This is a genomic window from Candidatus Micrarchaeia archaeon (assembly GCA_041653315.1).
Classification (GTDB): Archaea; Micrarchaeota; Micrarchaeia; order Anstonellales; family JAHKLY01; genus JAHKLY01.
Window position 1 is genome coordinate 15519 of sequence record JBAZFO010000003.1, and the last position, 20412, is coordinate 35930.

The window sequence follows — 20412 nt, forward strand, 5'->3', positions numbered from 1 at the left end:
CTATCTTAATATTTTATAATTTTTAGGGCTCGTAACTCAGCTTGGTAGAGTGGCTGGCTTTTAACCAGTAAGCCAAGGGTTCAATAACCTTTTTCTTTCTTGCAAGAAAGTAAAAGCTTAACCAAAAAGAAAGAAACTGGAAGAATAAATCCCTTCGGGCCCGTTTTTTACTTATAGGAATTGTTATAAAACTCTTTGGAGAGACTAATATATGGAAATAGAATTCAAAAATAAAGAAATACATCTTAAAAGAGATACCTCCGAATTAGATAAATTTGTATTTGAAACAGTAAAAATAGTAAAAAAACATACAAAATATGTAATAATTAGTGGATATATTGCAATTCTTTTTGGTCGAGCAAGAGGAACAGAGGATATAGATATGTTTATTGAAAGAATTGATTTCAAAACTTTTGAAAAGATGTTTGATGATTTACTTGAAAATAATATGTGGTGTATAAACGGAAGTAATAAAAGAAAAATGTTTGATTTATTAGAAGATAATCTAGCAATAAGATTTGCAAAAAAAGATACAGTTATCCCGAATTTTGAAATAAAATTTATAAAAGATATATATTCAAAATACTCTTTGGATAATAAAATAAAAGTAATACTTAATAAAGAAGAATTATATACTTCTTTACTAGAAATGCAAATACCTTATAAATTAAAATTAGGTTCTGAAAAAGATTTAGAAGATGCAACACATTTATATGTTTTATTTGAAAAATATTTAGATATGCAAAAAATGAAGGAAATAGCAAAAATGCTAAAAGTGGATTTGGGTGTATTAAATGAGAGATTACAATGAAAAAAAACAAAGAATAGAATTTGTCAAAACTTGGGCAGAATATATTAAAAACACCCCAAACTCTATTTGGTCAAAACAATATGTGATGTTTATTAATAGCATAATGAAATCTACTCTTCAAGATAAAGAAATTTATTTTAAAACACATAAAATAAATACTCAAAATTAATTGGTGTAATTATGAATAAAAAAATAATAAAAATATTCCCAGGAGTATTTGAAATTGAAAGAAGAATTGCTACAAAGAATTTAATTAAAGGTAATCCTGTTTATGGAGAAATTATAAAAAAAATAGATAATGATGAATATAGGTTTTGGGACCCTCATAGAAGTAAATTATGTGCTGCAATTAAAAGAGGAATAAAAGATATTTATATTAAAGAAGGAGATAAAGTATTATATTTAGGGGCAGCAACTGGAACAACATCTTCTCATGTTGCAGATATTATAGGCCCTAAAGGAGTAGCTTACTGTGTTGAATTTGCACCTATTTCATTTAGGAAACTTATTCATGTATGCGAAAATAGAACAAATATGATCCCAATAATGGGAGATGCAAGGAAACCAGATATGTATACTGAAGTTGGAGAAGTAGATATTGTTTATGAGGATGTAGCACAACCAGATTTAGCAGAAATACTATTAACAAATTGCAGATATTTCTTAAAAAAAGGAGGATATGCAATGCTTGCTGTTAAATCACAAAGTATTGATGTTACTAAAGATCCAAAACAAACATATGAAGAAACTATAAAAAAATTAGAAAAAGAACTAAAAATTGTTGAAACAATTATCTTAGATCCATATGAAAAAGACCACCTGTTTATTGTAGCTCAAAAAATTTAATGACCAAAATATAATTTTACTGCATACATAAAACCTATTCCTATTAAAAACATTAAAAATACTAATATAGAACGTTTCGTATCTTTTTGTTTATGTAATTCTGGAATTAAATCTGAAGATGCGATATAAATAAAACCTCCTGCTGCAAATGGAAGTAAAAAGGAAGTAAAATTTGGAATATAAATATAAGTTAAGGCACCGATTAATGCACCTAACACTGCGGTTAATCCAGAAGCAAAATTAAATAATAATGCTTTTTTCTTTTTCCATCCCCCATATAATAAAATAGCAAAATCTCCTATTTCTTGAGGTATTTCATGCGCTATAATCGCTATTGTTGTTGTTATACCAAAAGGAACGCTTACAATAAATCCAGCAACTATTATTAAACCATCAATAAAATTATGAACTCCGTCTCCTATTAAACTCATATATGTAAATGAATGAACTTCACATTCATGTTCATGACAATGGTGCCAAAATAAAAATTTCTCAATTAAAAAAAATAATGAAAAACCAATTAATACACAAAAAAATGGATCACAAGAAGATACTTCTAACGCTTCTGGTAATAAATGTAAAAAAGCTCCGCCCATTAAAGCGCCTGCTGAAAAAGCAACTAATAAAATAAGAATTTTTTTTAATTTATCTTCATTTAAACTTAAAGTAATTACTCCTATAAAAGAAAGTAAACTTACAATAAATGCAGCACTTATTGAATATATTAAAACTTCATTCATTTTTATCACATTAAAATTTAATATAAAATTATCTCAGAATAAATTTATAAAACATAGCTTTATAAACGAAAAACACGTATAATATTATAGGCAATGAAGTCACCGTCCCAGTATGAGATTAACGATGATTACCGGAGTAGCTACTGAGCCCATTATTATATTTTTTAATATTTTATACTCCATTACTTTTTTTACCAAAGTTATACTTTTATATAACTTTCGTAATATAATATCTTCTATGGAATTACCAATTGAGAAAAAATTAAAAAAACAAGTACATTTAGAAACTGCTATTTTACAAGATATAATAATGGAAAAACTCGTTTATTCCTTAGACTTAGTTCTTCATGGAGGAACTTCTATATGGCGAGTATATAAAGGAAATCGGTTTTCTGAAGATTTAGATTTTTATATGGAAAAATGGGAACCTGATAAAATAAAAGAAACTTTAAAAGAATTAGAAATTTTTGAAATGAAACTCAAAAAATTTAAAAAAACAAAAAATACTGTTTTTTCAGTAATTGAAAAAAACAATGTAATTGTAAAAGTAGAAGCTTCTAAAAAACACTGGAAATTTAAAGAAATGTTAGGAGAATATGAAAAAACAAATGGAAGTTATCTTCCTATTAGTACATTATCAGCAGAAGATTTATTCAAAGAAAAAACAAAAACATATTTAAATAGAAGATTGATAAGAGATATTTATGATATATATTTCTTATTCCATCAGTGCGATTTTAAAAAAATAGAAAAAACAGGTAAAGAATTTATAAAAAATATCCCTTTCCCAAAAGATGAAGATGTTTTAAAATCATTAATTTTAACAGGAAAAGTTCCAACATTTAATGAAATAAAACTAAAATTATTAAATTGGTTTAAATAGGTGAAATTATGAAATATTCGTTAGAAATATTCAAATCAAAAAAATATCCTGTTTTTACGTTTAAAGATATTAAACAATTAAAAATACCTAAAAACTATGCAAAACAACTTATGTATAATAAAATAAAAAGAGGAGAAGTAAAAAGAATTAAAAAAGGGTATTATACTTTTCACGAAGATCCAATGATTGTAGTATTTGCATATGAACCAGCATATCTAGGATTAGAATCAGCATTAAGTATACATAAGGTTTGGGATCAAAAAACTGTTCCTGTGATTATAACACAAAAAAACGTTAGACAGGGAATAAGAAAATTTAATAATACAAATTATGTTGTTAAAAGAATAGCACCCTCTTTATTTACAGATTACACAACCATTAATTATTATGGGTTTTGGCTTCCTGTTTCAACTTTAGAAAAAACTTATGAAGATATCAAATATTTTAATGAAAAAATAGATCCAAAAACTATGAGGAAATTAAAAAAACTAATTAAAAAAAATAAACTTAAAAAATAAGAAAAAAGAAGTTCAATCTTGTTGTTTCTTAATACCATCTAACAACGCAACCAACTGGTTCTTTATTACCAAATCTAATAATTCTCTTTGACTTGCATGTGCCACCACCATAACATGTTCATCAGATCCCGGCATTGGATATAACGAAATTAAAAATTCTAACACTTCTTTTTTATTTCTAGAACTTAGTTTTTTGACTAAATATTTTAATAAATTATTTACATTAATATCTTTTTTTTCAATATATGTTGAGTTTAAATCACTTATTTCATTTAAATCTATATGTATATCAAATGGGCGACCTTTGATTTTAATAACAAAATCTGGTGAGTTGTTTTCTAAAAATTTTGAAATTATAAATTCCACTGCTTTTTTTCTTTTATTATAATCCATGTCTTGAATTGAATCTAGAAATGTACCTAACAACGTTATTTTTGGAGTTTTTTCAGATAAACCTGAAATTGGAAAGTTTCTTCCTATGCTGTCGCTTCCTCCTTTAGCTTCTGTATTAGAATCTCCTTTAATTATATGTTCTTTAAATTTTAACATTATACCTCTCCTCCCCTTTATTTTATATATTATTTTATGTGTTTTTTCTTTATAAATGTTTCTATTAATGTATGACTATGTTAATACTACTATATTATTTTAACTGCCTTTTTAAATCTTTAACTGTTTTAGCGCTATTTATTATATCCTTATCCTGCGCCCAGCCTTTTCGCGCTGTTCCTATTCCTAATTCAATATAACTACTAAACTTACAAATAATACATACATTGCTTCTAAAAACATAGGTGTATAAATCTTTTGTGTGTAATAATATCCTTCTTTATTAATTATCCCCTAAAAAATTCTATTAAAATCTGAAAGGTGATTAAATGAGTGTTTTTGAAAATAATATAAAAAGATTAGAAAATTTAAAAGATATAATACCAATAACAAAAAAAGAAATGGAAATTTTAACTAATCCTAAAAAAGTGCTTAAAGGAAAGATAAAAATAAAGGACAAAGAATACGAAGCGTATAGAATAATATTTAATGATTCATTAGGTCCTGGAAAAGGTGGAATAAGGTTTCATCCAAAAGTAAATGAAGATGAGGTAAACTCATTGGCTTTTTGGATGGCTTTAAAAAACTCATTAGTTGGATTACCTTATGGCGGAGCTAAAGGAGGAGTAAATATTGATCCTAAACAATTAACACAAAAAGAATTAGAAGAAGTAAGCAGACAATATATGCAATTATTTTATGAAAACTTTGGACAAAATAAAGATATTCCTGCACCAGATGTTAATACTAATTCTCAAATAATGGCTTGGATGCTTGATGAATATGAAAAAATTAAAAATAAACATGAATTCTCAATGATAACTGGAAAACCTATTGAATTAGGTGGGTGTGAATTAAGAGCAGGAGCAACAGGACAAGGAGGAGCAATTGTTTTAGATAATATAATAAAAAAATTGGGAAAAAATCCAGATGAAACTACCGTTGCTATTCAAGGCTTTGGAAATGTTGGATTATATCTAGCTAAATTTTTATTTGAACGAGAGTATAAGATAATTGCAATTAGTGATATTTCTGGAATGGTCTATGATAAAGAAGGTTTAAACATAAATAATTTAATCAATGATATGAAAGGAAAAGAATATCTAAAAGACTGCGGAATGGAAATAAAAGATAAAGAAGAATTATTATATTTAGAATGCGATGTTTTAGCGCCTTCTGCTTTAGAAAATCAAATAACAAAAGAAAACGCAGATAAAGTAAAGGCAAAGATAATTTTGGAAATGGCAAATGGCCCAATAACTTCAGAAGCAGATGAAATTTTAAATAAAAATGATATTTTAATTATACCTGATATTTTAGCAAATTCAGGAGGGGTTATTGTAAGTTATTTTGAATGGGTTCAAAATAAATTAGGTAATTTCTTTGAAATGGAAGATTTAGAAAGAAAATTAGAATGTATATTAAACAAAACAACAGATAAAGTATTTAATCAAGAATTAAAAGACAAATATAATTTAAGAACAGTTGCTTATGCGCTTGCTATAAAAAGAATTTTAGATGCAGAAAAACTAAGAGGCAACTGCTAATTTTTTATTTTTTTTATTAAATCTTTAACTGTTTTAGCGCTATTTATTATATCCTTATCCTGCGCCCAGCCTTTTCGCGCTGTTCCTATTCCTAATTCAATAAATCTTAGATGATCAATTGAATGTGAATCTGTTCCTATTGATAATTGTACTCCTTTTTGTATTGCGCGCCTTATATTATCTGCGCTTAAATCTAATCTATCCATATAACAATCTATTTCTAATGTGGTATTTGTTTGTTTTGCTTTTTCAAATATCTCATCTAAATTTAAATTATATCCATCTCTTTTACCTATAACTCTTCCTGTTGGATGTGCTATTATATCAACATTTTCATTTTCCATAGCATTCATTATTCTTTTAGTCATGTCTTTTTCAGACATTTTAAAATTGGAGTGAACTGCACCTAAAACAATATCTAATTCTTTTAAAATATTATCAGGAACATCAATTGAACCATCTTTTCTTATGTTTGCTTCAACTCCTTTTAATACTGTTATTCCATTTACTTCTTTATTTACTTTATCTATTTCTTTTGCTTGTTTTTCAAAATCAATTTCTTTTAATCCTTGAGCAATTACTAAATCAGCTAATGAATGGTCTGTTATAAGAATATATTTATGGCCTAATTTTTTAGCTGCTAGAGCCATTTCTTTAATTGAATTTGAACCATCACTCCAAGTAGAATGCATTTGTAAATCTCCATATACTTTTGAAATTAAATTAGGTATTTTATTTTTTTCAGCTAATTCAATTTCTCCATTATTTTCTCTTAATTCTGGGGGAACATATTGTAAATTTAATTTTGAATAAACTTCTTTTTCTGTTTTTCCTGCTTCTTGTTTTTTATCTTTAAAAAGTCCGTATTCATTTAATTTCAATTTATTTTTCATTGCTATTCTTCTTAAAGCAATATTATGTTCTTTTGAACCCGTAAAATACATCATTGCTGAACCAAATTCATTTTCATTAAATATTCTAAAATCACAATCAATTCCTATATTCAAAAAAGCAGTGCTTTTTAATTTTCCTTTTGATTTTATTTTTTCAATATATTTTAAAGATGTAAATTTATCCATTGCTTTTTGTGGATTATCTGAAACAACCAAAATATCTATATCTCCAATAGTTTCTTTCATTCTTCTTAATGAACCTACAAGTTCTATTTGTTTTATTGATTTTTCTTTTTTTAACTCACTTTTTATTTCATTTGCTATAGGTAAAACATAACCTAATAACTGCCTTCCTTTTATTCTTGAAAGCATTTGTATCCCATTTAATATTTCTTCTTCTGATTTTTCTCCAAAACCATCTAATTCTTTTATTTTATTATTTTTAACTGCTTTTTCTAATTCATTTAAATTTGTTATATTTAATTTTTCATATAAAATCTTTATTTTTTTAGGACCTAATGAAGGAATTCTTTTTAAAGAATCAAAATCAACAGGAATTTCTTTTTTTAATCTTTCATATGTTCCTATTTTTCCTGTTTCTAAATATTCTATTATTTTCTCTTTTGTTGATTTTCCAACTCCTGAAATTGAATCTAATCTTTTTTCTTTATATAATATTTCAATATCTTCTTGGAGCATTTCTATTGAAGTTGCAGCATTTCTATATGCTCTTGGGCTCCAATCAACTCCTTTTAATTCTAATAAATCAGCAATTTTATAAAATATATTAGCTATTTCTTGATTTTTCATATAAAACTAACATACGTAATGTTTAAATTAATTTTATAAATATTTCAAATCTATAGAAAGCTATATAAACATATAGAATAATATAACATTATGACAAATACAACAATTATGATTGATTTAGAAATAAAATCTGCATTGGATTCTCTTAAAATACATCATAGAGAATCATATAAAGAAATTATTGAAAAACTTATTAATTTTTATTTAGATGAAAAAAAATTGAAAAATTTTGTAGATGAAGCACAAAAAGAAAAAATAAAGGAGCTTTGGGATAATGAATGGGATGAAATCTGGAACACAGCTTAAATTTGGAGATATAATATTAGCTGAAATACCTTTTGTTGAAATTAATGAAGTTAAAAAAAGACCTGCTTTGGTCCTATTCGAAGAACATAATAATGTAATTTTAATGGGCATAACAAGCAATCCACTAATGAAAGGAATTCAAATAACTAAAAAAGAGGGTGCTTTAACAAACAGCATTATTAAATTAAATTATATATTTACAATTGATAAAAATAAAATTATTAAAAAACTCTTTTCTTTATCTAAAAATAAAAAAGATTTAATTTCTAGAGAATTTATTAAAAAAATAAAATAAAAGAGGATGTTATTCCTCTTGTGTTTCATTTTGTGTTTCTTCTTCTATTGTTTCATTTTCTGCTTCTGTTTCATTTGTGTTTTCTCCTATTGCGTCTTCTAGTATTTCTTCTGCAGTTATTTCAATGAGTTTTAATTTTGCCTGCCTATCTGTAATTACACAAGTGTATAATGCATCATCAGAAGTTTCACCATTTATTTCTAAGATTTTGATTGTATATTGTCCTATTGTAAATGTTTCTCCTTCTTCTACTGCTCTTGTTGTTTCACTGCCGCCTTCCTCAAAAAATAATTCTGCTTCTTTGTCTGAAATTTCACATTTGTCATTTGCTTCTTGTGTTTTGAAGGTTATTGTGTTTAAACCTAATTTTAAATCACCAAAATCTTCATCTTCTCCTTCTTCAAATGTAAATTCTTCAGATATAGGTTCCATTATTTTTAATTCTGCTTTTTTATTTGATATATCACATCCATCTTCATCGTCATTTAATTCAACATCTGCTATAATATCTTCTAATTCTATTTCTATATTATCAACTTTTATTGAATCTCCTAACAAAACATCAGATTTAGATTTGCCATATTTTAAAGTTGCATCTTCTTTAATTAAGAAACAAGCTGCTTCAACTTCAACATCTAATGAAACTTTTTCACTATTGATTACACATTTTTCTTGATCTTCATCATATTCAACATCAATATCAAATTCTTTTACTAAGATAATGATATTATCTTTTCTTCCTGTTGTTTCACTATCTTCATCACCTAAAGTTAATTTATAATCGTCCTCTCCATCCTCGATTTCTAAAACTACTTTCATATTTGAGGCAGTACAATCACTTGAAGGTAAAGTTAATTTTAAAGTCACTTCTTCATTATCTATTTCACACGTTCCATTAACTGAATCTTCCATATCTTCAGTTATTTCCATAACTTTTACTCTTTCTCCAGTTATGAAAACTTTTTCATCACCATAACCTAAAGTAAATGTTTCTGTTGTTAAATCTGGGAATAATAATTGTAAATCAACTTCTCTGTTTGTTATTGTACATTCTTCATCATAAGTAGTTATTCTTAAAGTTACATTTTCATTTGTAATTTCACATTCTTCTTCAATACATTCAATTTCTTGGCTTATGTCTGTTACTTGAACTCTTACTCTATTACTTACAAAACTTGAAGCTCCTTCATTTAATTCAAATGTATCTGTTCCAGAACCTTCTGGACTAACTTTTAATATCACAGATTCTGAAATAATTTCACAATCTTCAGTGCAATTTTCAGTTTCAGTATCTATTCTATATATTTCTATTTCAGTATCTTCATCTAAAGTTATATCTTCTCCTTCTTCAAATGTTTGAGTTTCAACATCAGTATCTGGAGCACCAATTTCTTGAGTAACATCTGTTATTCTAATTGTATAATCTCCGGTTAATGAAGCTTGTTCCCCTTCATCTTTCGTTATTGTTACATCTGCCATATCTCCGATAGATACATCTTCTGTTATTGATTTTACTTTTATTTTAATATCATTTTCTAATTCCTTAGTTTCTTGTTCATCATAAATATCTGAATTAGAAAATGCTTCAACAAATTCTGTTGTTGCTCCTATTGTTTCAACTTCAACATCTGTTCCTGTTGATAAAGTAGTTGAATCAGTAACTGGAACTACTACTTTCTTTGATGAAACATCTGAAGATTGAACATTAAGTTTTATTTCCTTATTTTTTACTTCACATCCTTTTTTCTCAACACTAAAAATTTGATTTATATCTTCAATAAATAAAGCTAAATTATCAGATAGAACTTCTTGTCCTTGTTCTATTAAAGTAAATGTTTTGGATTCATTATCTTTAACTGCTTCTATTTTTATTTTTTCATCTGATATAATACATGTTCCATTATCATATTCTGCATCTTCAGATATGCTTTTTACTAATAAATTCCACCCTTCTAAAGTTGTATTTTCTCCTTCTTTTAAACTTGTTGAAGTATCAATTGGAACACAAGTACAATCTTCTTGTTGAATAAATCCTTCTGGACATTCACTTGGACAACCTTCCGGTCCTAAACATCCAAAAAACAGCATTGATATTAATAATAATCCTAGAATATATTGTTTCATATAAAATCACCAATTTAAATATTATACTAAAATATTTAAATATAGTGTTTACTCTTTTTTAATGAAACATAATACAAAAATCATTATTCCAGTATATATAATTAATATATAATTCTTGTATGTCTCAGGTAAATAAATTAATAAAAGAAGGAATAATAATAAGAAAATTAAACCATAAAAATATTTTTTAGGAACTAATTTAAAAAGAATTTCAACTTTATCTAAATAAGAATTTTTATGTGCTTCTTCAAAATTTAAAGAGATATTAGTTAAACCTTGAAAATTCTCTGCAAATATAGTTTTTTCTAATTTATCAAAATATTCAAATATTTCCTCTTTATTATCCATAGTTATTGCTTTTAACTGCAATATCTCTTCTAATGAAAAAATAACAGATTTTATTTCGGCCATTAAAGATGGATTTAAATCAGGCATATTTGCATCATTTAAAGTATTTTTTATTTTAATAAATTCTAATTTTAATTCTTTAACTGATTTTTTAACTTCATCAAGATAAACTCCCCTATTTAAAGGATCATCTAACTTCTTTTTTGTTTTGATTATTAAATATTTTAAATAATCACTATATGAAAATCCATAATTCTTTTTAAAATAAGAAAGAAATAGTTTTAATGAAGGTCTTCCTATTTGGATATTTAAAAAGGCTAAAAATTTTTCTAAAATAAAACAAAATAAAAGTATTGAAAAAGTAAATAAAAATAATAAAAATACTGCACTCACTAAAGAAGTTAACACTATTAATATAACATTTTCTTCTAAAGTAAAATTAACTAAATAATAAAGAATAAATACAAAACTTATTAAATATACAATACCATGCCACCATCTTCTAAAAGAAACTGCTGCTGAAATATCATCAAAAACTATATCTCCATTATTTTTTGTTTTCATATTTAAACGCCCCAAACCTTATTTGATATTTTTATTTTATATCTTCTTCTTTATAAATGTTTTGCTTTGTGTAAAAAAAAGTAAATAGCCTGCCTCAGACTCTGTTTGAATTATGTGTGAATAGACTAACCTACATTGTTTATTTAACTTAATTTTGTAATAATATCTTTTCCTTCATAAAATTAGTTCAAAAAGTGTCATTTAATGACACTTTTTAAAAAGAAATAGAAAGGTTTTTATATTAGTAAGTAATAAACATATCTATGAAAAATATAATTAAAATTTATGAAGCACTGATTAATCGAAAATCAAAAATATGTCATAGAAAAGAAATTATTGATATAATCAAAGAATATAATAAAAAATTTGGGAAAGTAAACATTAAAAACACGCTAAAATATCTTTCAAGACATAAATATACTATACGAGTATTCAAAAAGTTCTATTATATAAATTCATTAGATGAAAAGGAGCGTAAATTTTGTTTATTTGAAGATAGAGAATTATTATTTTCTGTATTAAACAAACTCGATATTAAATGGTATGTTGGACTTAACTCTGCTTTATACATTTCTGGAGAAATTTGGCAAATACCAAACATATTGACAATAGTAAACAACAAAATAAGTGGAAAAAAATCAATACTTGGAATTACTGTTAGATTCTTCAAAATAAAAGAATCTTTAATTTTCGGCCTTAAGACAAAAAAAACTAAAAATAAAATTAAATTTTATTACTCTAATCCCTCAAAAACTTATTTAGATTTAGTATATTTCAAACAATCTAAAAAAATTATTTTAAAGGAAAAAACTAAAAATTATCTTAAGAGGTATCCAAAATGGCTCAAAAAATTAATATAAATAAATACATTGCAGAGGTCAAAAGGAATCTTGGAATAAAAGTTTCAGATGAAATAATTGAAAAAGACCTGCTTCTGACTATTATTTTAGGGGAGTTTGAAAAGCTCGGGCTTGGAAAAGAACTTATTTTTAAAGGAGGAACTCTTTTATCGAGAAATTATTTGAATTACCATCGATTTTCTGAAGATTTGGATTTTGTTCATCATAAATCCAATAAATTAAGAAAAATGAAAAGAAGAACAAGAGAAAAGGAAATTAAAAAATTCATAGATTCATTTGTTCCAAAAATATATACATTAGCTGAAAACCTTGAACTTATATTTAGTAAAAATAGAAGTGATACAAAATTCTGTACTATTCTTCATGGAAGGACAGTATATATTTTCAGAATGTATTATTCTAACTCTAGATTTATAAAAATTGAGATTAATTTTATAGAAAAAATTATTCACAAACCAGTAAAAATTTCAATAAAAACAATAACTGATCTTTTTGATTCAAAAGAACTTGTGTTCAGTCTTGGGCTTGATATTCAAAACTTTAATATAAAAAGCTATTCTATAAATGAAATACTCATTGAAAAATACAGGGCAATTTTAACAAGAAAAGACTTAAAAGAAAGGGATTTGTTTGATTTATTTTTTATTCCAAATTCTCTTTCAATAAAAAAATCTGAAATAATACAAAAAATAAGTGCTTCATCATTAATAAAACGGGATCTTAATAAACTAATAGAAAAAAAACTTACTTTACTTGAAAAAAACAATTTTTTTGAGAGTGATGAAAATATGGAATACCTAGCAATCGCTAATTATGATAAAAAGAAATTTGAAAAATTTAAGGAAAAAATAAAACCAAAACTAATAGAAATTTGCAAGACATTTTTAAGTAAATAGCCTGCCTCAGACTCTGTCAGCCTTCTCATCGCATTTCTGCTAAACGGTTGTTCATGTCATCATCGGCTTTGTCTATAATATACGAACATTTCTGCGCATAATATCATAGACAATTATATTTATGCTTTTTCCCTTTATAAATATTACCTATTGATTTAATTTTATTTCTCTTAAAACTTCTTTTGTTTTTTCTATTAAATTCTGTGCTTTTTCTTCTCCTTTTACTGTAAAAACTCCTACACGCTTATGGCCTCCTCCACCATATTGTTCTGCATAAGCGCCCGCATTAAAATCAGTATCAACATCTTTTCTAAACATATTATAAGAAACATTTATTTTTATTAAATTTGGATTTTTTTGACTTTGATAAATTATAATCCCAAAAGGAATTTTAGAATGTAACGCATGAACTAAAAATTTTCCAATTTTTGGAGCTTGTCTCCCTCCTCTCATATCTAAAACAAAAAATTTATTATCTTCAACTTCAGACCAAGCTTCTATTATATCTTTATAAAATTCAATATCCTTTAATATTATTTCAGCATTATCTTTAACTTCAGGAATTTCTAAAATTTCTTCTGGTTTTTTAAAAGAAAGCCAATTAACCATTTTTAATAAATACTTATCAGTTTCCCAAGGTTTATCATAAACAATACTTGAAAATGCAATTAATATATACCCTTTTGGTTCTAACACATCTTCAATTTCATATTCTGCACTATCAATTTTATTTGTAATCTCTATTAATTCTCTATATTTATCTAAATAAGGATTTTCATAATAATTATAAATCACTTGGGCACAGCTTTTTTCTAGAGCAAAAGATCCTTCAAATTTTAAACTTATTCTATTTGTTGTATGGTGATCAAACCACATCCCACATTTTTTATGATAAGGCAAATCAGAAATCACATCATATTTAGTAACGAACACTTTATTTCTAATTACTGAATTTGGAGTAGTAAAAACTATTTTATCAATATCTTCAACATCTTTCAATAAAACAGCACATACAACCCCATCAAAATCTCTATGTGTTAATAATCTCATACTTATTATTAAATAGTAGAAATAAATAAAAAATAGCGTATTACTTTTTTGGATTAATATCTTTAAAATAAGATCTTCTTCCTAATTTTTCCTTTTTTGTATCTTGTTTTTTTTCTCCTTCAGAATCTGTTCCATCCCAAAAAATCATATTATCACCAATTAATTTATTTAACATAAAAATATAAAAATGCTCCGGCCGGGATTTTCTCCCAGTTGGCTTTTTTGCGCCAGCCAAGGTTTTGAATTCTCGAGCCTACAGGGTTCTTTTCTTTCCCTGGGGTTTCTTTTCTTACAAGAAAAGAAAGGCCACCCGGGTCGCCAGGGATCTCCAAATTTTCTTTTTCTTTCCCAAGGGTTTCTTTTTCTTTTCAAAAAAGAAAAAGAAAGGCTTTGAGAGCCTGGTATCCTTGACCGGACTAGACGACCGGAGCTTTACGAATGTAATGAGTAAAGCGAGGTCTTTTTGCAACAGCAAAACAGACCGGAGCAAACGAACGTTAGTGAGTTTGTGAGGTCTTTTTGACAAAGTCAAAACAGACCGGAGCAAAAAATACAATTTTATTTAATTATATAAAGGATAATTTAAAAAAATACCTAAAAACAAAAAAAGCAAAAGTTAGAATATTTTTATAAATGTTGTGGTTGTTTATTAAAGTATAAAATCAAATCATGAACTAATAAAAAGAGGTGAAAAACACATGACAGATTTTGTAAACGCAATAACTAAACCCTTTTCAGATATGAAAAGTTTAGGTATAGGAATAGTATTAGGGGCAATACCTATTGTAAATATGTTAACAATAAACGGATTTGGATTAAACTGTGCAAAACACGCAGAGAAAAAAACATTACCAAAATGGGAAAATATTGTAGATCATATAACAAAAAGTATTATGGGAGCAATAGCTAGTTTTGTATACTTACTTCCAGCAATAATAGTTGGTGCTATATTTATGGCAACAATTTTAATGAGTGTATTAACTTCAGCAACAAGTGGAGTAACTGATCCTATGGCTTTAATAAATTCAGTTCTTACTGGCGGGATTATTGGTGTAATATTATTTGTTATCCTAGCCTTATTAGCTGTATTTTTAATTCCCTTAGCATTAACAAGATATGTATTAAAAGATAAATTCGGTGAAGCATTTGCATTCGGAAAAATAATAAAAAGAGCTTTAACTGGAGAATATATTATTACTTGGATAGTATATATAATCTATGCAATAGTATTATCAGTAATATTATCTATAATTTCAGGAATATTAATGATGGTACCAGCAATAGGATTTATATTAGGAATGTTAATATCTGGATTAGGTACATATCTAATAGCAGTAAGTGGATATACAATGTTTGGACAAATAAAATGGAAAGATTAAGTTCTTTCTCCTTTTTTTATTTTTTAAATTTAAAATAAACTCTTCTATTATTTTTTCCTTTATTTTTTAATTCAATAATCTCTATTTTTGGAATTTCCTTTAAATTTTTAACATGGCAGCCACCATCTGCTTGTGTATCAATCTCTCCTATTTTAACGATTCGTAATTCATTGACTTCTGGAGGCAAAACACTTGTTAATTTTACCATGCCTGGTATTTTAAGCGCTTCTTCACGAAGCATATAAAAAATACTTACTGGAATATCTGAACCAAAATAAGAATTTACTTTTTCAACTTGATTCTCTAAAATAGACCTATCAAAATTTTCCAAATCAAAATCAAAACGAGTTTTATCTAATTCAATTTGATTTCCTGTAATTAAAGCACCAGTATCTGTATTTAACGTTCCTGCCAATACATGTGCAGCAGTATGATAACTCATTAAGAGATACCTTCTATCCCAATCTAAAATACAATTTATAGAATCTTCTTTTTTCAAACCTTCCCTATCAACATAATGAATAACTTTCCCTTCTTCTTTCATAACTTTAATAACAATAAACTCCTCATTTCCCCTTATAATTTTTCCAATATCACAAGGAACTCCTCCTCCTTGCGGATAAAAAATAGTCTGATTTAAAATAATTTTACAATTATCAACTTCTTCAACAATAGCTTCACATTGTTTAAGATAAGAATCATCCATATATAATAATTTAGTCATAAAAATCACCTAATAACAATTTATTCAAATATACTTAAAAATGTTCTAGCATAAATACTTTTGGTGATTTATTGAAAGACTTTAATTTCCCTATGGGCGTATTAGTAAAACAACAAATAGCTAGTGCAATAGGGGGAGAAATGATAAAAGTAAAAAATAACATACAAATAAATCATCGAATAAGAGAAAACGAAAGTGTTGGGGATTTTTTACATAAAACACAAGACGAAGCATCTAAAATAAGAATAAAAAAAGAAAAAGAATTAATTTTTGATCAAAAACAAATACAACCTGCTTCATTAGACTTAACTTTGGGAGATACAATCTATCATATACCTTTCACTTTTTTAGATTATAGAAGAAAAGTACAAGATATTATCGAAAAATATTCAGATATTAAATTTGATATATCAAATAATAATAAAGCACTTTTACACAAAAATCAAACTTATATTGTTCCTTTAAATGAAGAACTAGATCTAAATCATGATATATATGCGAGATGCAATCCAAAAAGTTCAACTGGAAGAATAGATTTATTTGTAAGAACTATTACTGATAAAGGTTTAGAATTTGACACGATTCCTGCTGGATATAAAGGAAAATTGTATTTAATAATAATTCCTCAATCATTTGATGTTATGGTTACTGAAGGAATTTCATTAAATCAAATCCGTTTTTGCAAAGAAAAATTAGATGAAAATATTGTACAAGATAGAATGATAGAACAAATAAGTAGAAAAATGGGGATAGCATATGAGGGTGAGGAATTAGCAGTTGGTGAAAAACATTTTAGTAAAAAGGATGGTTCAATTAGATTAGGTATTAATCTAAAAGGTATAAATGGATTAAAAACAATTGGATTTAAAACAAAAAAAGATATTATTGATTCAATGGATTTAACAAAAATAAATAATTATGACCCAGAAGATTTTTTTGACCCGATATTTGAAGAGCAAATTAAAGAAAAACCTTTAGTATTGAATCAGGGAGAATTTTATTTACTTGCTTCAGATCTAAAAATAGGTATACCTCCGCAATATTGCGCTGAATTAGAAAGTTATAATGAAGGATATGGAGAACACAGAAGTCATTATGCGGGCTTTTTTGATCCTGGTTTTGGTTGGGCAATAGATGAAAATGGAAATAGAAGTATAAAAGGAAGTTATGTAGTATATGAAGTAAGAATTAATGGCCCAAGTGTTGCAGTTTTTCATGATAAAAATGGAAATAGTCAAAGTAAATTTGTTAAACTTCATTTTTACAAAAATTCTCAAATTCCAGAAATATTATATGGATCTAATATGAATTCTAATTATCAAAATCAAGGTTTAAAATTATCTAAATATTTCAAAAAGAATTGGGAAGAAAAATATAAATAAATGGGCCTGGTGAGATTGTCAGACTTTCTGGCAATATTTTGCGCCAGTAAAATCAATTGAACTCACGATCTTTGTCGTGTGAGGACAACATCATACCACTAGACCACAGGCCCATAGACTGTGGGCTTTTGAACAAAGTTCAAAACAAACCACAGGCTCTTAAGAATTTTTTAATCTTCTCAATATTATAAATATATAAAAACATTCGCTTATTAAAATGTATATGGTTCCTACAAAAAATGAACTTAGATTACAATTTACAAAAGATTGGAAAACACATTATGACTTAAAAATCTTTAAAAAATATGGATTCGAAAGACAGCAATGTAAAAAATGCGGAAAAAACTTTTGGTCTAAATTAAAACAAGATTTTTGTGGTGATCCCTCATGTGTAGGTTATCAATTCATTGGAAATCCCTCAGGAAAAAAACATTCGTATATCGAAGCTTGGAAAACAATTGAAAAATATTTCACAAAAAATAAACATAAATCTATTTATACCTACCCCTCAGTAGCAAGATGGAGAGACGATTTATATTTTACAATAGCATCTATATCTGATTTCCAGCCATATGTTGTCACTGGAGAAGTTAAACCCCCTGGAAACCCCTTAGTAATACCTCAAGCTTGTATTAGATTTGGGGATTTATCAAATGTAGGAGTGACTGGGAGACATATGACTTCATTTACTATGGTTGGACAACACGCATTTAACACTAAAAAAACAGGATTATTTTACTGGAAAGATCAAGCAATAGAACATGATATTAATTTATTAAAATCATTTGGAATTAAAGAAGAAGAAATTTCTTTTATTGAAGATGTATGGATGGGAGGAGGAAACTTTGGCCCATGTATAGAATATTTTGTAAAAGGAATGGAAATAGGAAATTGTGTTTTTATGCAGTATCAATTTCTCCCAAATGGACAAATAAAAGAATTAGATACAAAAGTAATAGATATGGGTGCTGGATTAGAAAGATTCGCTTGGATCACACAAGGTACTGCAACTATATATGAACCAACATATTCTTTTGTTCTTGATGAAATAATAAAAGATACAAATATAAAAGTGGATAATAAATTAAAATTAGAATTTTGGTCAAAGGCAGGAGGATTAGATATTGAAGAAGGAAAAGTATCAGAAGAAAAATCAAGAATAGCAAAAGAATTAGGAATGACTGAAAAAGAATTATTTAACAAAATCAAACCTTTGCAAGCTTCTTTTGCTTGCGCAGATCATTTGAAAACAATTTTATTTACCTCAACAGATGGGATGCTTCCTAGCAACACGGGTGGAGGATATAATTTACGAATGATATTAAGAAGAACATTTGGATTTAATGAAGAATTTAATTTAAATTTAAATTATGATAAAATATTTGAAAACCATGCTAAATTATTAAAACCATTATACCCTCATTACTCAGAAGGAATTGAAACAGCACAAGAAGTCGTAAAAGAAGAATTAATAAAATATAAAATCACAAAGGAAAAGGCGTTAGGAAAATTAACTAATGTAGTTGATAAAGCTAAAAAACAGGGTGGAATTCAATTAAATGAATTAATCCAATTATATGAAAGTGATGGGATACCTATTGAATTAATACAAGAAATATCAAAAAAGAATGGAATTGAATTAAATATCCCAGATAATTTTTATGATTATATTAAAAAGAAAGATGAAGAAGTTGAAGAAAAACAAAAATATTGTGTGGATGAATTTTGTAAAACAAAAAGTGAATATTATGAAAAAACAGAATGTAAAGCTAAAATAATTGGAATCTTAGATCATTTTATAATAACAAATAAGTCTTGTTTTTATCCAGAAAGCGGGGGACAAATTGGAGATATTGGTACAATTAATAATGAAAAAGTTTTAGAAACAATAAAACAAAAAGGAGTTATAATGCATAAAGTTGAAAATATAAAAAACTTTAAAAAAGGACAAACTGTTATTTTAAAAATAAATATGGATAGAAGAAGACAGATTTCAATGCATCATACTGGTGCTCACTTACTTAATGCAGCAGCAAGAAAAATTTTAGGAAGACATGTTTGGCAGGCAGGTTCCTACAAAGATGAATATAAAGGCCAGTTAGATTTAACACATTATAAAAAAATAACTCAAGAAGAATTAAATCAAATAGAAAAACAAGTAAATAAATATATAAGAGAAAATTTGGATATTAAAACAGTTGAATTAGATAGAGATAAAGCAGAAGAAAAATATGGAATGAGAATATATCAAGGAGGAGCAGTACCAGGAAATAAATTAAGAATTGTTTCGATTGGAGATATAGATCATGAAGCATGCGGTGGAACACATACTACATTTAAAAAAACAGGGGAACTTGGGATATTCAAAATAATAAAAAGAGAAGGAATAAAAGATGGAATTGAAAGAATTTCATTTAAATGCGGTGATTCAGCAATAGAATATATTCAAAACAAAGAAGAAATAATAAGAAAAACTGCAAATATAATTTCAATACCAGAAGAAAAATTATATGAAGGAGTTGAAAAAATATTTGAAGATTGGAAACAAAGAGGTAAAATATTAATTTCTTTAAGACAAGAATTTGCTAAAAGAGAGATAGATAGATTAGAAAAAATATATGAAAAAAATAAAAAAATTATCATAAGACCAATAAATGCTAATATTGAAACTTTAAAACAAATAGGAGATGAAATAACAAAAAGAGAAAGCGCTATGGCAGTTATTTTAGTAAACTCATCTAACAATATAGTATGCGCAGTTGGAAAAAAATCTGAACAAAATGCTAAGGAAATTTTAGAAAAAACATGTAAAAAATACGGCGGTTCAGGTGGCGGAAGTATAAAAATTGCATTTGGAAAAACATTAAAAATTGTCAAAAAGGATTAA

Annotated in this window: 21 protein-coding genes and 3 tRNA genes; 14 read left to right on the forward strand and 10 right to left on the reverse strand. The window is 26.3% G+C overall.

Going from position 1 to position 20412, the window contains the following annotated elements:
- Positions 1-25: 25 nt before the first annotated feature.
- The 4 genes from WC356_01105 to WC356_01120 all read left to right on the forward strand — a co-directional run bounded on the left by WC356_01105 (position 26) and on the right by WC356_01120 (position 1657).
- Positions 26-163, forward strand: a tRNA-Lys gene (locus WC356_01105).
- Positions 164-211: 48 nt separating this feature from the next.
- Positions 212-811 (forward strand): hypothetical protein, encoded by a 600-nt coding sequence (locus tag WC356_01110; GenBank protein ID MFA5381736.1) that lies wholly within the window; start codon positions 212-214, stop codon positions 809-811.
- Positions 795-980: a hypothetical protein gene (locus tag WC356_01115; protein ID MFA5381737.1), complete on the forward strand. Its 186-nt coding sequence runs from the start codon at positions 795-797 to the stop codon at positions 978-980. The genes WC356_01110 and WC356_01115 overlap by 17 nt, the downstream gene beginning before the upstream one ends.
- 11 nt (positions 981-991) lie before the next feature.
- Positions 992-1657 (forward strand): fibrillarin-like rRNA/tRNA 2'-O-methyltransferase, encoded by a 666-nt coding sequence (locus WC356_01120; protein MFA5381738.1) that lies wholly within the window; start codon positions 992-994, stop codon positions 1655-1657.
- Here WC356_01120 and WC356_01125 read toward each other — a convergent pair.
- Positions 1654-2397, reverse strand: coding sequence for a ZIP family metal transporter (locus WC356_01125; protein ID MFA5381739.1), 744 nt, complete (start codon positions 2395-2397; stop codon positions 1654-1656). The two genes, WC356_01120 and WC356_01125, sit on opposite strands and share 4 nt — an antisense overlap.
- Before the next feature lie 238 nt (positions 2398-2635).
- On the opposite strand from WC356_01125, the gene WC356_01130 reads away from it, so the two are divergent.
- A complete protein-coding gene (locus WC356_01130) occupies positions 2636-3280 on the forward strand; it encodes a nucleotidyl transferase AbiEii/AbiGii toxin family protein (protein MFA5381740.1) in 645 nt (214 codons plus the stop codon).
- 8 nt (positions 3281-3288) lie between these two features.
- Entirely contained in the window at positions 3289-3798 is a 510-nt protein-coding gene (locus WC356_01135; GenBank protein ID MFA5381741.1) for a hypothetical protein, read from the forward strand.
- A gap of 12 nt (positions 3799-3810) precedes the next feature.
- Here the strand turns inward: WC356_01135 and WC356_01140 are convergent, their stop codons facing one another.
- Positions 3811-4347, reverse strand: a complete 537-nt coding sequence (locus WC356_01140; GenBank protein ID MFA5381742.1) for a hypothetical protein — start codon at positions 4345-4347, stop codon at positions 3811-3813.
- A 329-nt stretch (positions 4348-4676) separates the two neighbouring features.
- Here WC356_01140 and WC356_01145 point away from each other — a divergent pair, with 329 nt between their 5' ends.
- Positions 4677-5894 (forward strand): Glu/Leu/Phe/Val dehydrogenase, encoded by a 1218-nt coding sequence (locus WC356_01145; GenBank protein ID MFA5381743.1) that lies wholly within the window; start codon positions 4677-4679, stop codon positions 5892-5894.
- Here the strand turns inward: WC356_01145 and polX are convergent.
- A complete protein-coding gene (gene polX / locus WC356_01150) occupies positions 5891-7597 on the reverse strand; it encodes a DNA polymerase/3'-5' exonuclease PolX (protein MFA5381744.1) in 1707 nt (568 codons plus the stop codon). The two genes, WC356_01145 and polX, sit on opposite strands and share 4 nt — an antisense overlap.
- 90 nt (positions 7598-7687) lie before the next feature.
- Here polX and WC356_01155 point away from each other — a divergent pair, with 90 nt between their 5' ends.
- Positions 7688-7903 (forward strand): hypothetical protein, encoded by a 216-nt coding sequence (locus tag WC356_01155; protein ID MFA5381745.1) that lies wholly within the window; start codon positions 7688-7690, stop codon positions 7901-7903.
- Positions 7872-8198: a type II toxin-antitoxin system PemK/MazF family toxin gene (locus WC356_01160; protein MFA5381746.1), complete on the forward strand. Its 327-nt coding sequence runs from the start codon at positions 7872-7874 to the stop codon at positions 8196-8198. The genes WC356_01155 and WC356_01160 overlap by 32 nt, the downstream gene beginning before the upstream one ends.
- A gap of 9 nt (positions 8199-8207) precedes the next feature.
- On the opposite strand, the gene WC356_01165 is transcribed toward WC356_01160, so the two are convergent.
- Positions 8208-10322, reverse strand: a complete 2115-nt coding sequence (locus tag WC356_01165; GenBank protein MFA5381747.1) for a hypothetical protein — start codon at positions 10320-10322, stop codon at positions 8208-8210.
- A gap of 48 nt (positions 10323-10370) precedes the next feature.
- Positions 10371-11234, reverse strand: a complete 864-nt coding sequence (locus WC356_01170) for a hypothetical protein (GenBank protein MFA5381748.1) — start codon at positions 11232-11234, stop codon at positions 10371-10373.
- 263 nt (positions 11235-11497) lie between these two features.
- Here WC356_01170 and WC356_01175 point away from each other — a divergent pair, with 263 nt between their 5' ends.
- Together WC356_01175 and WC356_01180 are read left to right on the forward strand one after the other, a co-directional pair.
- Entirely contained in the window at positions 11498-12094 is a 597-nt protein-coding gene (locus tag WC356_01175; protein ID MFA5381749.1) for a hypothetical protein, read from the forward strand.
- Positions 12073-12990 (forward strand): nucleotidyl transferase AbiEii/AbiGii toxin family protein, encoded by a 918-nt coding sequence (locus WC356_01180; GenBank protein MFA5381750.1) that lies wholly within the window; start codon positions 12073-12075, stop codon positions 12988-12990. Before WC356_01175 ends, WC356_01180 begins: the two co-directional genes overlap by 22 nt.
- Positions 12991-13137: 147 nt before the next feature.
- Here WC356_01180 and WC356_01185 read toward each other — a convergent pair whose 3' ends face one another.
- The 3 genes from WC356_01185 to WC356_01195 all read right to left on the reverse strand — a co-directional run bounded on the left by WC356_01185 (position 13138) and on the right by WC356_01195 (position 14471).
- On the reverse strand, positions 13138-14040 hold the full coding sequence (locus tag WC356_01185; protein ID MFA5381751.1) for a hypothetical protein: 903 nt from the start codon (positions 14038-14040) through the stop codon (positions 13138-13140).
- Between the two features lie 40 nt (positions 14041-14080).
- Positions 14081-14215 carry a hypothetical protein gene (locus WC356_01190; protein MFA5381752.1) on the reverse strand — a complete coding sequence of 45 codons (135 nt, stop codon included), beginning with the start codon at positions 14213-14215 and terminating at the stop codon, positions 14081-14083.
- A gap of 13 nt (positions 14216-14228) precedes the next feature.
- Positions 14229-14471, reverse strand: a tRNA-Glu gene (locus WC356_01195).
- Positions 14472-14738: 267 nt separating this feature from the next.
- Here WC356_01195 and WC356_01200 point away from each other — a divergent pair.
- Entirely contained in the window at positions 14739-15419 is a 681-nt protein-coding gene (locus WC356_01200) for a DUF4013 domain-containing protein (GenBank protein MFA5381753.1), read from the forward strand.
- A gap of 16 nt (positions 15420-15435) precedes the next feature.
- Here WC356_01200 and WC356_01205 read toward each other — a convergent pair whose 3' ends face one another.
- Entirely contained in the window at positions 15436-16143 is a 708-nt protein-coding gene (locus WC356_01205) for an alanyl-tRNA editing protein (GenBank protein MFA5381754.1), read from the reverse strand.
- A 71-nt stretch (positions 16144-16214) separates the two neighbouring features.
- Between WC356_01205 and WC356_01210 the strand changes: the two genes are divergently transcribed.
- The gene (locus WC356_01210; GenBank protein ID MFA5381755.1) at positions 16215-17525 is read left to right on the forward strand and encodes a 2'-deoxycytidine 5'-triphosphate deaminase; all 1311 of its coding nucleotides are present in this window, start codon (positions 16215-16217) and stop codon (positions 17523-17525) included.
- Position 17526: 1 nt separating this feature from the next.
- Here WC356_01210 and WC356_01215 read toward each other — a convergent pair.
- A tRNA-Val gene (locus tag WC356_01215) sits at positions 17527-17638 on the reverse strand.
- Positions 17639-17748: 110 nt separating this feature from the next.
- Here WC356_01215 and alaS point away from each other — a divergent pair.
- Positions 17749-20412 carry an alanine--tRNA ligase gene (gene alaS / locus WC356_01220; GenBank protein MFA5381756.1) on the forward strand — a complete coding sequence of 888 codons (2664 nt, stop codon included), beginning with the start codon at positions 17749-17751 and terminating at the stop codon, positions 20410-20412.

What these genes read in the sequence shown, in the direction of transcription:
- WC356_01110 (MFA5381736.1), top strand. Translation starts at nt 212, where the DNA reads ATGGAAATAGAATTCAAAAATAAAGAAATACATCTTAAAAGAGATACC.
- WC356_01115 (MFA5381737.1), top strand. Translation starts at nt 795, where the DNA reads ATGAGAGATTACAATGAAAAAAAACAAAGAATAGAATTTGTCAAAACT.
- WC356_01120 (MFA5381738.1), top strand. Translation starts at nt 992, where the DNA reads ATGAATAAAAAAATAATAAAAATATTCCCAGGAGTATTTGAAATTGAA.
- WC356_01125 (MFA5381739.1), bottom strand. Translation starts at nt 2,397, where the DNA reads ATGAATGAAGTTTTAATATATTCAATAAGTGCTGCATTTATTGTAAGT.
- WC356_01130 (MFA5381740.1), top strand. Translation starts at nt 2,636, where the DNA reads ATGGAATTACCAATTGAGAAAAAATTAAAAAAACAAGTACATTTAGAA.
- WC356_01135 (MFA5381741.1), top strand. Translation starts at nt 3,289, where the DNA reads ATGAAATATTCGTTAGAAATATTCAAATCAAAAAAATATCCTGTTTTT.
- WC356_01140 (MFA5381742.1), bottom strand. Translation starts at nt 4,347, where the DNA reads ATGTTAAAATTTAAAGAACATATAATTAAAGGAGATTCTAATACAGAA.
- WC356_01145 (MFA5381743.1), top strand. Translation starts at nt 4,677, where the DNA reads ATGAGTGTTTTTGAAAATAATATAAAAAGATTAGAAAATTTAAAAGAT.
- polX (MFA5381744.1), bottom strand. Translation starts at nt 7,597, where the DNA reads ATGAAAAATCAAGAAATAGCTAATATATTTTATAAAATTGCTGATTTA.
- WC356_01155 (MFA5381745.1), top strand. Translation starts at nt 7,688, where the DNA reads ATGACAAATACAACAATTATGATTGATTTAGAAATAAAATCTGCATTG.
- WC356_01160 (MFA5381746.1), top strand. Translation starts at nt 7,872, where the DNA reads ATGAATGGGATGAAATCTGGAACACAGCTTAAATTTGGAGATATAATA.
- WC356_01165 (MFA5381747.1), bottom strand. Translation starts at nt 10,322, where the DNA reads ATGAAACAATATATTCTAGGATTATTATTAATATCAATGCTGTTTTTT.
- WC356_01170 (MFA5381748.1), bottom strand. Translation starts at nt 11,234, where the DNA reads ATGAAAACAAAAAATAATGGAGATATAGTTTTTGATGATATTTCAGCA.
- WC356_01175 (MFA5381749.1), top strand. Translation starts at nt 11,498, where the DNA reads ATGAAAAATATAATTAAAATTTATGAAGCACTGATTAATCGAAAATCA.
- WC356_01180 (MFA5381750.1), top strand. Translation starts at nt 12,073, where the DNA reads ATGGCTCAAAAAATTAATATAAATAAATACATTGCAGAGGTCAAAAGG.
- WC356_01185 (MFA5381751.1), bottom strand. Translation starts at nt 14,040, where the DNA reads ATGAGATTATTAACACATAGAGATTTTGATGGGGTTGTATGTGCTGTT.
- WC356_01190 (MFA5381752.1), bottom strand. Translation starts at nt 14,215, where the DNA reads ATGTTAAATAAATTAATTGGTGATAATATGATTTTTTGGGATGGAACA.
- WC356_01200 (MFA5381753.1), top strand. Translation starts at nt 14,739, where the DNA reads ATGACAGATTTTGTAAACGCAATAACTAAACCCTTTTCAGATATGAAA.
- WC356_01205 (MFA5381754.1), bottom strand. Translation starts at nt 16,143, where the DNA reads ATGACTAAATTATTATATATGGATGATTCTTATCTTAAACAATGTGAA.
- alaS (MFA5381756.1), top strand. Translation starts at nt 17,749, where the DNA reads ATGGTTCCTACAAAAAATGAACTTAGATTACAATTTACAAAAGATTGG.